Annotated in this window: 12 protein-coding genes and 1 tRNA gene; all 13 read left to right on the top strand. The window is 64.8% G+C overall.

Translation table 11 applies throughout. The features are described from left to right. The first annotated feature begins 195 nt into the window (after positions 1–195). The 13 genes from AB0903_RS30080 to AB0903_RS30020 all read left to right on the top strand — a co-directional run bounded on the left by AB0903_RS30080 (position 196) and on the right by AB0903_RS30020 (position 12,799). Complete coding sequence (locus tag AB0903_RS30080) at positions 196–1,959, top strand: recombinase family protein (protein WP_366707889.1); 1,764 nt, start codon at positions 196–198, stop codon at positions 1,957–1,959. A gap of 714 nt (positions 1,960–2,673) precedes the next feature. Then, positions 2,674–2,771, top strand: a tRNA-OTHER gene (locus tag AB0903_RS30075). A 79-nt stretch (positions 2,772–2,850) separates the two neighbouring features. Then, positions 2,851–3,219: an HNH endonuclease signature motif containing protein gene (locus AB0903_RS30070; RefSeq protein WP_366707887.1), complete on the top strand. Its 369-nt coding sequence runs from the start codon at positions 2,851–2,853 to the stop codon at positions 3,217–3,219. Between the two features lie 643 nt (positions 3,220–3,862). Continuing rightward, positions 3,863–4,345, top strand: a complete 483-nt coding sequence (locus tag AB0903_RS30065; protein ID WP_366707886.1) for a P27 family phage terminase small subunit — start codon at positions 3,863–3,865, stop codon at positions 4,343–4,345. Further along, a complete protein-coding gene (locus AB0903_RS30060) occupies positions 4,326–6,023 on the top strand; it encodes a terminase TerL endonuclease subunit (RefSeq protein ID WP_366707885.1) in 1,698 nt (565 codons plus the stop codon). Before AB0903_RS30065 ends, AB0903_RS30060 begins: the two co-directional genes overlap by 20 nt. 57 nt (positions 6,024–6,080) lie before the next feature. Then, positions 6,081–7,505, top strand: a complete 1,425-nt coding sequence (locus AB0903_RS30055; protein WP_366707884.1) for a phage portal protein — start codon at positions 6,081–6,083, stop codon at positions 7,503–7,505. 122 nt (positions 7,506–7,627) lie between these two features. Then, on the top strand, positions 7,628–8,485 hold the full coding sequence (locus AB0903_RS30050; protein ID WP_366707883.1) for a hypothetical protein: 858 nt from the start codon (positions 7,628–7,630) through the stop codon (positions 8,483–8,485). A gap of 9 nt (positions 8,486–8,494) precedes the next feature. Further along, entirely contained in the window at positions 8,495–9,088 is a 594-nt protein-coding gene (locus AB0903_RS30045; RefSeq protein WP_366707882.1) for a hypothetical protein, read from the top strand. 76 nt (positions 9,089–9,164) lie between these two features. Further along, a complete protein-coding gene (locus AB0903_RS30040; protein WP_366707881.1) occupies positions 9,165–10,121 on the top strand; it encodes a major capsid protein in 957 nt (318 codons plus the stop codon). A gap of 412 nt (positions 10,122–10,533) precedes the next feature. Then, positions 10,534–10,839: a hypothetical protein gene (locus AB0903_RS30035; RefSeq protein WP_366707880.1), complete on the top strand. Its 306-nt coding sequence runs from the start codon at positions 10,534–10,536 to the stop codon at positions 10,837–10,839. 20 nt (positions 10,840–10,859) lie between these two features. Continuing rightward, positions 10,860–11,180, top strand: a complete 321-nt coding sequence (locus tag AB0903_RS30030) for a hypothetical protein (RefSeq protein ID WP_366707879.1) — start codon at positions 10,860–10,862, stop codon at positions 11,178–11,180. A gap of 723 nt (positions 11,181–11,903) precedes the next feature. Next, positions 11,904–12,446, top strand: a complete 543-nt coding sequence (locus tag AB0903_RS30025; protein WP_366707878.1) for a hypothetical protein — start codon at positions 11,904–11,906, stop codon at positions 12,444–12,446. Positions 12,447–12,487: 41 nt separating this feature from the next. Continuing rightward, a complete protein-coding gene (locus AB0903_RS30020; protein ID WP_366707877.1) occupies positions 12,488–12,799 on the top strand; it encodes a hypothetical protein in 312 nt (103 codons plus the stop codon). The last annotated feature ends 40 nt before the right edge of the window (positions 12,800–12,839 follow it).

The raw sequence follows: 12,839 nt of genomic DNA, 5'->3' as shown, positions 1-12,839 counted from the left end.
AGCGCGCTGACGATCCGTTCCTGCCACCACGGCGTCGCCCGCATGTCGGCGAGCCACGCGGTGCTGGTGTTCCAGTCGTCGATGACGTCGTGGTCTCCCAACACTCCGTTCTAGCGGTTCTGGAGTGTGGCCATGGTGGCATCGGTGCTGGTCAAGGGCGAGACGAGCGGGAACGCGCTGGTCCCCACAGAGGGCATGACGACTACCCGCAACCCCGTGGACGGGACGGTGTTCGCCGAGACCCTGCGGGGTGTGCGGTGTGTCCGGCTCTCCGTTCTCACTGACGAGACCACCAGCCCCGAGCGGCAGCGCGAAGCCGACGACGCCATAGCCGCAGAACTCGGAATCACCTTCGGCAACGGTGACGGGCTCCGCGAAGCCGTGGACCTTGACGTGTCCGCGAGCAAGGTTGCCCCGTTCGACCGTCCCGCGCTCGGCGGGTGGCTCTCCCGTCCGAACGAGTACGACGCGCTTGTCTGGTGGCGCTTTGACCGTGCCATCCGGTCCATGAGCGACATGCACGACCTTGCCAAGTGGGCCAAGGCTCACCGGAAGATGTTGGTTTTCGCCGAGGGAATCGGCGGGGGCAAGCTCGTCTTTGACTTCCGGAACCCCATGGACCCCATGGCGGAATTCCAAATGATGATGCTCGCTTTTGCCGCACAGGTGGAAGCGCAGAGCATCAAAGACCGCGTAACCGGTGCCATGGCTGCCATGCGCCGTATGCCGCTTCGGTGGCGTGGTGGTGGTCGCCCCCCGTACGGCTACATGCCCGCCCCCATGCCCAAAGAGCACGGCGGTATTGGCTGGACCCTGGTGCCCGACCCGGACGCCGTGGCGATCATTGAGCGCATCGTTCGTGAGCTGTTGGAAGGCAAGACCGTTTCGGCTATCGCCGTGGGGCTCAATGCGGACGGGAAGCCGAGCCCGCGTGACCACTGGGCAGTGAAGAACGGGCGCAAGACCGGCGGCAAGACTGGTGGGGTCACGGGCAACACCAAAGACGCGTTCAACTGGAACCCCGCGGTCATTACGCGGATGCTGCGCAACGAAACCTTGCTCGGCTGGAAGATGCATCGGGGCAAGCCCGTCCGGGACGCTGAGGGCAACCCGATCATGCAGACGGAACAGCCGATCATGACCCGCGAAGAGTTCGACCGCATCGGCGCGGTTCTCGACTCCCGCAGCATCGACAACCGGGAACGGTCGGACACGGACGCACTGCTGTTGCGCGTGATCCACTGCGACTCTTGCGGGGGCCGCATGTACCTGAACAAGCAAGACAGCAAGAAGAACCAAGCCCCCACGTACAAGTGCAACAGCCACGCTCGGGGCGACAAGTGCGACGCTCCCGCCAACATCCGCGGAGACTGGACGGATGAGTACGTGACCGCCGAGTTCCTGCGGCTGGTCGGCTCCGTCCAGACGACACACGTAGTCGAAATCCCCGGCTACGACCCCGAACCCGAGCTACGCGCCACCCTCGCCGAGTTCAACGAGCACCAGGAACAGAAGGGGCGGCAGAAGTCCCGGCACGCTGCGAACGCGTGGCAGGAACGGGCGGACGCGTTGGACGCACGCATTGCCGAGCTGGAGACCCGCGAGAAGCGCGACGCACAGCGCATCGTGACCCCCACGGGCCGCACGTTCGCGGACGAGTGGGCGGAGAAAGACACCGCGGGCCGGCGAGCCATGCTCATTGAAGCCGGGGTTCGGCTGGACGTACGGCGCGGCACCCGTGGCGGGTGGCGGAAGCTGGACACGTCCCGCGTGGACTTCCACATGCGCGGAGAGCTGGAGCCCGCTGCCGAAGCCGCAACCGCTACCGCTGCGGACCAGGAAGCCGAAGCCCGCGGAGACACCCCGACACCGGGCAGCGCGGTTAGGTTCGCCGAGCCTGCCCCCGAGTCCGTCCCGGTTGCCGAGCCCGTCCCCGAGCTGGTGCCGCTCGCTGCATGACCCTCGGTAGGCTCGGACTGCCCCCGGCCAGAATGGAGCGTCAGGGGGTAGGGACGGTGCCTTACAGGGGTGACCCTGGGATGCAGTACGACCGCCCCGACCAAGCCCCGGTAGTCCACGTGACCGCCGGGGCTTTGCCATGCCCGCACACGGACGCTCCGGGGCTCGCCGAGCGGCAGCCGGACCAGCGGGCGGAGCCATGGCGATATGACGGTTAGAGGGGTTCTTTTGATTACGTCTAAAAAATAGAGAGAAAACCAAACAGCCCGCCCAACCGTCATCCCGCCATGGTCGGCCCTCGGGAATCTGCTGGTCCCCACACCACAGTGAGGGACCGAGCGACCGAACCGAGCCACCGTGAAGCACGGGGGGCAGGAATTCGCTGGACCCCACACCACAGTGAGGGACCGAACGGACCCCGAGCACGCCGCGAGCGGATGCCGGGAATTCGCTGGTCCCCACAACACAGTGAGAGCGGGATTACCGCGCACCCCACCAGCCCGGAAACGGCGGTCTGAGTGCCTGACTCTCACGAACAGCTCTGCCCGTGCAGCACGCACCCCGAGGGGTGGCCGCAGTGGTCGTGAGGCAGAGCGCGGGGAGACCACACCGCCCACTAGTAACCATCCCTTGACCGGGGGTGCCGAACGGGGTTGCAAGCACGTGTGGTCTCCCCATTGTGTCCGGACCGGCCGAGCCGGCGAGGACGACCAAGCCCACATGACCCAATGGCAGAGGTGCGCGGTACCGGCCCCCTCGGGGAGACCCGTACACAATCCGCAGAGTTCCCGGTTCGACTCCGGGTGTGGGCACCGTGACCAGCACATATGCCGTTCGCTCCGAGGGTGACAACGAGCACCAGGACGACGAACTAGAGGGGGGTGCGGAACCGTGCGCTGTATCGACTGCACCGAGCCGGCGACGCACCGCGGACGCTGCGAGGAACACCACCAGGACTACGAACAGCGGGCTTCGGTCCGTGCTCGGCGTGCTCGGCGCGCGGTGCTGGTCCGGGTGTTCTCGGGGGCCGCTCGGCTCCGTGCTCTGGTCGGTGCCCGTGGTGGTGCCCGCTGTGCCCGGTGCGGCTCGCTCGTCCTCGCGGACGTGGTGGACGTGGACCACATGCAGCCGCTCGCACTCGGGGGCGAGGACACGGACGGCAATGTTCAACCCCTGTGTCATGGCTGCCACTTGGCCAAGACCGCCGAGGACTTTGGGGCTTCCACGCCCCGCACGGACACCGCCCTAGACCAGCTCTAACCCGGCTCGTCCTGGTGCGGAAGGGGTGCGGTGTAGGCGTGCACTCTGCCCCGAGTACGCGCGGGTGGTCCCCGTTGCTGAAACAGGGCGGTAGAGGCGGTTCGATTCCGTCCACCCCGCGTGACTCAACTACCCCCCCATGCCCTCGCAGGAGGTGAACCCCCATGCCCCGAAAACCCCGCCCCCCTTGCTCTGTACCCGGATGCCCCGAACTGACCACGGGCGGACGCTGCCCGGTCCATGCGAGGGAAGCCGAGGAACAACGCGGGACGACCACGGCCAAGGGATACGGGACCAGGTGGCAGCGCATCCGTAGGCGATACCTGTACGCCCATCCGTGGTGTCTGCTGTGCAGTGCAACCGCGACAGTCGCAGACCATTTCCCTTTGTCACGGCGTCAGTTGGTCGCTCGCGGTGTTGCTGATCCTGATGCATTCGAGCATCTTCGGCCGTTGTGCACGAGCTGTCATAACAAGCAAACAGCGAAGCATCAACCGGGCGGATGGGCTTCCGAGCGTGTGAAGCCGCGTCGGTTCTGACCACTCCCCAGGGGGTGACCCCTTGCCCCTCCCGAGTTTGAACGGCAGGGAGGCAAAAAACTCGCGTGGCTCATTTGAGCGTTTCTGTGGAAAGGAGAGCGGCCGTGTCAGTGCCCGGACAGAAGCCCAAACCCCATATCCAAGCGGTCCGCGAGGGCACTTACCGGCAGGACCGTAATTCCGAGGGTGCGCGGTTCGCGCCGCTGGAACCCGTCGAACCTGACTGGTCCGAGTTGCTGCCCGGCCCGCTCTCGGCGGACGTGCGAGAGAAAGCCGCAGACGTTTGGACCAGGACGATTCCCGCCCTGGTGGTGGCAGCCGGCCTGACCGACTCCCAGCGTGAAACGGCCATTGAGTATTGCGTGACAGTCGCTCGTCTGTGGCAGGCAGAGCGGGAGCTATCTCGGACCGGGTTGGTTGTCGAGACAGAGCGCGGGAACGTCAAGAGTCCATGGGTGACGATTGCCCACCAGTACCGGAGTCACTTCCGCTCGCTGGTCGGTGAGTTGGGTCTTAGTCCCGCATCGGCAACCCGGATCACCCCGCCAGAATTCAGCGGGGGCGACGATGGAGACATATTCGACTGAGGGACTTCCCGTCCCGCTGGACGCGCTGCGGGAACTCGGGCTCTCCGAGGACGACATAGCCGACGCTTGCCGTTCTCGCCCCCTGGTCGTTGCGGCGCAAGCCGCGGACGCTCCGGGCGCGTATTTCGATGTTCCGTCCGCTCGCCGAGCTATCGACGCTATCCAGTCTTTCAAGCACACCAAGGGGCGTTGGGGCTCAACTCGGTTGAAGCTCTCGCCGTGGCAAGTGGTGTGGGTTATCGCTCCGATCTTCGGATGGCTCGCCCATGACCCCGAGTTGGGGCGAGCGGTCCGGGTCATCCGTTCCGCGTGGATTGAAGTTCCGCGCAAGAACGGCAAGAGCACGCTTAGCAGCGGTATCGGTCTGGTGTTGCTACTCGCAGACCGGGAGATCGGCGCAGAGGTGTACGCGGCTGCCGGAAGCCTTCCGCAAGCCGAACGCGTCTTTGACGACGCTAAGCGTATGGCTCTGACTTCCCGAGCCGTACGGGGCCGCGTGGAGGTTCTACGGGGGCTTATCCGAGTCCCGCGGACCGGCGGTGTGTTCCGTGCGCTGTCCAAGATTGCCGAGACCGCCCACGGGTTGAACGTCTCGGGGGCGATTGTGGACGAGGTGCACGTTCACAAGCGGCGTGACCTTATCGACGCTATCGAGACCGGTACCGGCGCGCGTGATCAGCCTTTGGTTATCTACATCACGACTGCGGATGAGGGCACCGAGGGCAGCATTTACGACGAGAAGCATGTCTATACGCGCCGATGCGCGGACGGAATCGTAAACGACCCCGGACACTACGGCGTCATATGGGCTGCCGAGGAGAAAGACGACCCATTCGCCGAAAGCACATGGCGGAAGGCGAATCCGGGGCTCGGCGCGTCACCCTCGCTCGCCTACATGCGACGTGAAGCCAATAAGGCCAAGTCCACCCCGAGCTACTTCCCTACGTTCTGCCGTTTGTCTCTCAATCGCCGTATGCGAGCTGCTAGCCGATGGCTACCGCTCTCGCTGTGGGACGAGAACAACGGGCCGATCAATGACAAGTCATTCCGGTACCGGCGGGCATGGGGCGGGGTAGACCTTTCCGCGGTCTCTGACCTATCCGCTTGGGTCCTCGCGGTTGAATCCCGCGTGCCTGGCGTCGAGTTGGAACTAATCGCGCGGTTCTGGTTGCCCGAGGAACGAGCCGACGAGCTAGAGCAACAGCTACAGGTTCCGATCCGGCAATGGGCTGCCGATGGTCTGCTGACCCTCACCGAGGGCGACGCAATCGACTACGACGCCATCGAGAAACAGATAGTGGCGGACTGTCGCCGGCTGGACGTGCAGCGCATTTCGTATGACCGCATGTTTGCGGGGCAGCTCGTCCAGCGCATTGAAGCCAAAACCCGCGGTGTGGACGTGGTTCCGGTCGCGCAGACATATCTAGGAATGTCCCCCGGCTGCAAAGAGCTGGAACGGCTCTTGCGTGAGGGACGTATTCGGCACGGCGGTAACCCGGTGCTCCGCTGGAATGCGTCCGTGGTGGAGGTGTACCGGGACGGAAACGACAACATGAGGCCCGTCAAACCGGACCGCGGAAAGTCGTCTGCCCGTATCGACGGGATAGCCGCTGCGGTCATGGCGCTTGACGGATACGTGCGCCGCCCGCTGAAACGTCCTCGCGCCGCAAGCGCATAAGCCGCCCCGTTCGGATTCCTACCGACCGGGGCTTTTTCATGCCCGGAAGGGGGATGCATGGCGGAAACACCGCTACAGATGACGGTCCGGCTCCGCGCGAAGATCGAACGGCGCAAGAACGAAGCCCGCAAGTGGTCGAACGCGTACGAGGGCAACCGGCCCTTGCTGTTCGCGTCGCCAGAGTTCAACGCACAAGCCGGCGAGCTGTTCAAGGACTTTTCCGATAACTGGTGCGCGACGGTCCCGGACGCAACGGTTGAACGGCTTATGCCGCTCGGCTTCCGCTTGGAAGACGGGACCATTGACCAGGCAGCCGGGAAGGCATGGCGCACGTCCGAATGTGACGTGGAAGTTGGGCTAGCCCTACTGGAAGCCCTGATTACGGGACGCTCTTACGCGCTGGTGTGGAAGCCCGATGGGGTCAACACCGAGATCACTTTTGAGCACGCGGCTAACGCCATAGTCGAGTACGTCCCTGGTCGTCGTCGACTCCGCTCGGCGGGACTCAAAGCGTGGCGTGACGGGCAATGGGAGTTCGCAACGCTGTTCACCCCGGACATGGTGTACCGGTGGCAGCGTCGGGGCCGTAGCCATGAGTGGACCGGTCGCACGGTGGGGCTGTCCCGCGGCGAGCCCTCGCATATCAAGAACCCGCTCGGTGCCGTTCCGCTGGTGGAACTCCCGAACCGGTCCCGCCTGCACGGCAAGCCCCGTTCCGAGCTGGTGACCGTTCTCCCGCTACAGGATGCGGTGAACACCCTTTGGGCTCACCTCATGACCGCGAGCGATTACCTAGCGCTCCCGGCTCGGGCAGTGCTCGGCATGGACCGGCCCGTTCGGGAAATAGTGGACCCCGAATCCGGCGAAGTGGTCGGCGAGGAAGACGAGCCGCTAGACCGCTTCCGCTCGGACCGTCTGCTGTGGCTCGAAAAGGACACGGCGCGAATAGCCGAGTTCTCCGCTGCTGATCTTGGGAACTATCTCCGGGTCATTGACGCTGCCGTTGAACACATCGCGTCCCAAACCCGCACCCCCGCCACGTACTTGACGGGGCAGCTCACCAACGTAAGCGCGGACGCTCTCGCCGCTTCGGAAGCCGGTCTAGTGGCCAAGGTGACCGAGCGACAAAGGCACTTCGGTGCGTCACTCCGCGAAGTGATGCGGCTGGAAGCGTTGGCAGCCGGCGAGACCAAGCGGGCGGATTCTCTCGCCCTCGGAACGGTGGTGTGGCGAGACCCGCAATTCCGTTCCGACTCGCAGTATTCGGATGCCCTGGTCAAGCTCAAGTCCATTGGTGTCCCGGACGAAGCTCTGTGGGAGCGGATTCCCGGTGTCACCCCGGACGAAATCGCCCGATGGAAGCGGATGCGCGACGACCAAGCCGCCGCAATTCTCGGCGGGAACATGGCCGGGCTGTTTGGCCCGAAGCCCGAGGACGACCAGGACGACGAGCCTGCGGACGAGCTGCCGGACGCCGAGTAATGGGCCGCATGGGAGAGCTAGCGGCAGCTCGGTACGCCGAAGCGCAGAGCATCACGCGGGGGGTGGTGGCAGCCGTTCAAGCCCTTTGGCGGGACGTGACCCCGGACCGGATTCTGTCCGCCATGCAAGGAGAGACAGGGCGGCAAATCCTGGCCGCTGTTATGGCGGGGCAGCTCTCCGCCGCACAGGGGGCACAGGTTTTCGTCACAGCGTCCATGTTCGCCCAAGGGGCGGCAGCCGGCCCGGTCGCAACACTGAATCCGGGTGCCCTGGTGGGCATTGCGTCGGACGCTCGTCCGCTCGCAACTCTGCTGTACCTTCCGGCAATTCGCACGGCGCAAGCCCTCGCGGCGGGACAGTCCGCGGAAGCGGCATCCCTCGCCGGGCTTAACCAAATGGCAACCATGGTGAGCACGCAGATAGCCGACACCGCGAGGGCGGCAACGTTCGTGTCCATGGCTGCCGAGCCCCGGTGTGTCTCGTACGTCCGCGTGGTGAAGCTGCCCGCGTGCGCTCGTTGCATCGTGCTGAGTGGTCGTCAATACAGCTACTCAACAGGGTTCAAGCGGCATCCCCGCTGTGATTGCGGAATGGAGCCCATGACAGATGCCGAGTGGAAACAGACGAGCACCCCGGAAGACTTGGTTCGGCAGATGAGCCCCGAGGAGCAACGGAAGCGTCTCGGGCCCAAGGGGGTCAAGGCTCTGGAAGCCGGGGCCGACTTGGGGCAGATAGTCAACGCTCGCCGAGGAATGGCAACCGCTGTAACCGGGCGGGGGCCGCTGAAGGTCACCACGGAAGGCATAACGAAACGCGGGATCGGCGGCAAAGCGCTGAACTCGGGGTTCGAGAAAGTGCCCGGCAAGCGCTATGAGCGCGCCAAGGAAGCCCGGCTAATGCCGGAAACCATTTTCAAACTCGCTGGTGACAACCGCGAGCACCAGATAGCCATGTTGAAGAAACACGGATACATCACATAGGGGGCCCACATGCCACAGAACCCGAACCCGAACGGTCCGGAGCCGAAGCCCAGCGAGGGCGACCAGGGCGAGCCCAAGAACGACCAGGGCGGCAAGCCCGGCGACCAGGGCGAGCCGAAGCCGAGCGACCAGGGCGGGGACGAGCTGTCCACCGAGCGCACTGCCCGAGCTGCCGCGGAGAAGCGAGCCGAGACCGCCGAAGCGGAAGCAACTCGGCTCCGCCGGTCGAACGCTGCACAGGGACCGGGCGACCTTGACGCGCTCCGCGAGGAGATCCGTACCGAGTTCACGGGGCAGCTCGTCCGCGCGGAGATCCGAGCGGCTGCCGCTGGTCGGCTCCGTGATCCTGCGGACGCGCTCGCCCTGGTGGACGTGGCCGGTCTGGTCGGCGAGGGCGGAGACGTGGACGCCGCGAAGGTTGCCGCTGCGCTGGACCAGCTCGTCAAGGACAAGCCCTATCTTGCGCTCGCTGCGGACACCGCTGCGACGAGCCCGGCCCCGTGGGGTGACGTGGGCTCGGGGCAGCGTGGAAGCGCCGATGCAAAGGACGAGCCCGCCACCCCGTTTGACCGGCTCCGGGACGCGTACGGCACGGCCGGCTAACCAACTGCACCACACCTATCCAAGGGTCACACACCACGTGTGCCCCTTTTTTCATGCCCAAATGGAGGGGTAATCCATGGCGCTTTCTCTCGCCGAGTCTGCCAAGCTCAGCACCACGAATCTTCAGCGTGGCGTTATCGAGACGTTCGTTCAGGAGTCCAGCATTCTGGACCGAATCCCGCTGCTGCCCATTGAGGGAAACAGCTACAGCTACAACGAGGAAGCCACCTTGCCGGGCGTGGCTTTCCGTAGCGTCAATGAGGCGTACACCGAGAGCACCGGCACGGTAAACCAGAAGTCGGAAAGCCTTGTCATTCTCGGCGGTGACGCGGACGTTGACCGTTTCATTGTCCAGACCCGCGGCAACCTTAACGACCAGCGAGCCGTACAGACTCGGATGAAGGTTAAGGCCGCTGCGTACAAGTTCCAGGACACGTTTTTCAACGGTGACGTGGTGACGGACGCCAAGTCCTTTGACGGTCTGCGTAAGCGGCTCACCGGTTCGCAGGTCATTTCGGCAGGCACGAACGGCGCTCCGATTGTCGGTGCCGGTGCTTCGGACTCGCACGCGTTCTTTGACCTTCTGGACGGTCTCGTTGCCGCTGTGCCCGGTCTGACCAGCGCGAACGGTGCGATCTACGCCAACCGGCAGGTCATCGCGAAGGTGCGTTCCGCGGCCCGTCGAATCGGCGGTTTCGAGATGGTCAAGGAGGCACTTACCGGAAAGCTGGTCGCCACCTACAACGGTATTCCGCTGCTCGATCCCGGCTCGACTGCCGCGGGTGCGGACATTCTTCCGCAGACCGAGACCGCCGGTACGGCAACGGATGCGTCCAGCATTTACGCCGTGCGCTTCGGCCAGACCGAGGACGACCAGGCCGTGACCGGTCTCACCAATGGCGGGGTCATGGTCGATGACCTCGGGCAGCTTGAGACCAAGCCCGCTTACCGCACCCGCATTGAGTTCTATTGCGGGCTCGCGGTGTTCGGCGGTAAGGCTGCCGCTCGTCTTAACGGCGTGCTCGCCAAGTAAGGAAAGGGGCTCGGAATGCCGCCGCGTAAGAAGGCAACGGCGTCCGCCCCGAAGATTCCGCACACGGATTCGTGCTCGTCCCCGTCCCGCATTGAGAGCTTTCCGGTTCTCGATAGGGACGGGGCAGCGCGAACCGTTACGCGGTGTCTGGCGTGCGCCGCTCAGACAGTCAAGTAAGGGGGTTCGAATGCTGCCCGCCCTCGCCACTGTGGACGAGCTAGCCGCATGGATGCAGCAAGACCCCGCAGACCTACCGGAGTCGGCTCCGCTGGTGCTGGACACCGCGTCAGCCATCGTGCGAGCCGAAGCCCGGCAGTCGTTCACGCGGGGCACCAGCTCGGCAACGTTGTACCCACGTGAGGGGTGGGCGGTACTGCCGCAACGTCCCGTGGTCTCCGTACAGGGGGTCACGGTGGCTGGTAGCCCGCTCGCCCCGGACCGGTGGCAGCTCGTCCGTGACCGGCTCCGCGTGCCGGACGACCAAGCCGTGACCGTCACCTACACCCACGGATACGCGACCGTCCCCGGTGACGTGCGGGCCGTGGTGCTCACCCTCGCCGGCCGAGTGCTCACCAACCCATCGGACCTACGGCAAGAGTCCGTGGGCTCGGTGTCGGTGACCTACTCCGCCGAGACCATCGGGGCATCGCTCGCCCCCGCGGACCGTGACCTACTCGCCCGATACCGGCGACGTGTCGCAGTGGTGGGGCTCCGGTGACACTCCACTACTCACAAACCGTGGTCGTGATCAGAGCGCCGTACGTCGTCGACCGGTACGGCAACACCACCAGCGAGCGGGATTGGACGAGCGCCACCAGGACGACCGTCCGCCGGGTTGCTGTCCAGCCGAACGCCACCAGCGAGAACGACGGAGACCGCCCGGTTGTCGTGACCGGGTGGCGACTGGTCACCCGCCGCGGACGCGATATCGACCTAGCCCCCGGTGACCGGGTGGTTGCGCTCGGGCGGGTTCTGGAGACAGACGGGGACGTTGCGCGCTGGATCACTGCGGGGCGACACCACCACACCGAAGCACAACTAAAGGAGGTGACCGGATGAAATTCCGTGCGAACCGATCCGGGATCAACTCCCTTATGAAGACGCCAAAGGTGGGGCAGGAAGTCCAGCGCACCGCCGAGCGCATCGCGTCCGCTGCGGCAGGCTCGGAAGGGGACTTCCGGACCGACTCGGCACTAGGTGCGCGACGTTGGCGAGCCGCTGTGATCGGGAACTACAACTTCCCGAAAAGCGGCGGTGCGGAAGGCTCGCGGCGGGACTTGCTGCGAGGGCTGGACGGTACGAATTGAACCGTCCCGTCATTGTCATGCCGGATGCGGTGGCAGTAGTGACGAGCTATCTACGGTCCGCCCTCGCGGCAGCCGGCGAGCCCGTCCCGGTCGTGTCTCGCATCCCTTCACCACGGCCCCCGAGTTTCGTCCGCGTTGAACGGCTCGGCGGAGTCCAACAGACACCCGTATCCGATCGTGCCCGGCTCGACTTCCACTGTTGGGCAGCGAGCGAATACCAGGCTCACGACCTAGCCGCACTCACCCGCGCATTGCTCGCGGTGATTCCTGGTGTCCGGGACGGGGTGACCGTCTACCGGGTTACGGAAGTAGGCGGACCCAACTGGATGCCCGACCAGGAAACGTCACAGCCCCGCTATGCGTTCGCAGCCGAAATTCACATGCGCGGACGCGCCTACACCCCGCCCAAATCAACGGGCTGAAACCACCACTCATTTACTCCGAGGGGACACCCATGCCTCTAAACGCTAACGCCGTGCGCGTAGCTATCACCGGTGCCGCGTATGTGGCTCCGCTCGACTCGGAAAAGCCGACCGACGCAACGACCGCATGGCCGGATACGGCTACGGATATCGGTTGGATCTCCGACGATGGTATTACCGAGTCCAACTCTGCGGACTCCACAGAGATCAAGGGATGGCAGGGCGGGCAGACCGTCCGGAAGGTCATCAGCTCGTCCGAGATGACCTTCTCGTTCACGGCCATTGAGACCAGCAAGACGGTACTTGAGCTGTACCACAAGGGTTCCAAGGTCATTACGACCAGTGGCAAGAGCGTGCTTGCTGTCAAGGCTCCGGGACCGGACCGCCGACTGTTCGGGTTCGACGTTATCGACGGAGATTCCCACGTTCGCATTGTGATCCCGGACGGCGAGGTTTCCGAGACCGGCGACATCACATACAAGGGCGACGAAGCCATTTCCTACGAGCTGACCATTACCGCTTATCCGGGTGCAGACGGGACGGTTGCAATCAAGTACAGCGATGACCCCGCCTGGGGCACTACCCCCGCCCCGTAATTCGCAGAATCGTTCCGCCTACATCGTAAGAGGTAATCATCTTGAGCACGCCATTCGACCTTGACGTTTGGGTTGCGGAAGCACGGCAGGAACCGTTCCGGTTCACCCTCGCCGGCTCTGCCTTCCACATGCCCGCAGCGGGTGAACTGGATAAGTCCATTCTCTCGGCGGTGAACGTCGACAACCCGTCCGCCCGAGACATTGAGGCTCTGCTAAAGGCGGGGCTCGGGGACCAGTGGGCGCGGTTCGATGAAATCCCGGTGCCGCTTTCCGCACTCGGCGAGCTGTTCCGGCAGTGGCAGAAGCACGAGGGTGCCCCGCTGGGGGAATCTCCGGCCTCTGCCGACTCCTGAGTGAGCACGGGGAGGCCATAGAAGCCGATTTCCAGCGCTA

The organism is Streptomyces sp. NPDC048389 (genome assembly GCF_040706335.1).
GTDB lineage: Bacteria > Actinomycetota > Actinomycetes > Streptomycetales > Streptomycetaceae > Streptomyces.
The sequence above is the reverse complement of the archived record's forward strand: the minus strand, read 5'-3'. Positions and strand labels throughout refer to the sequence as shown.

Excerpts from the sequence above, each read along its gene's own strand:
- AB0903_RS30055 (WP_366707884.1), top strand. The coding sequence starts at position 6,081 with ATGGCGGAAACACCGCTACAGATGACGGTCCGGCTCCGCGCGAAGATC.
- AB0903_RS30040 (WP_366707881.1), top strand. The coding sequence starts at position 9,165 with ATGGCGCTTTCTCTCGCCGAGTCTGCCAAGCTCAGCACCACGAATCTT.
- AB0903_RS30050 (WP_366707883.1), top strand. The coding sequence starts at position 7,628 with ATGCAAGGAGAGACAGGGCGGCAAATCCTGGCCGCTGTTATGGCGGGG.
- AB0903_RS30080 (WP_366707889.1), top strand. The coding sequence starts at position 196 with ATGACGACTACCCGCAACCCCGTGGACGGGACGGTGTTCGCCGAGACC.
- AB0903_RS30060 (WP_366707885.1), top strand. The coding sequence starts at position 4,326 with ATGGAGACATATTCGACTGAGGGACTTCCCGTCCCGCTGGACGCGCTG.
- AB0903_RS30045 (WP_366707882.1), top strand. The coding sequence starts at position 8,495 with ATGCCACAGAACCCGAACCCGAACGGTCCGGAGCCGAAGCCCAGCGAG.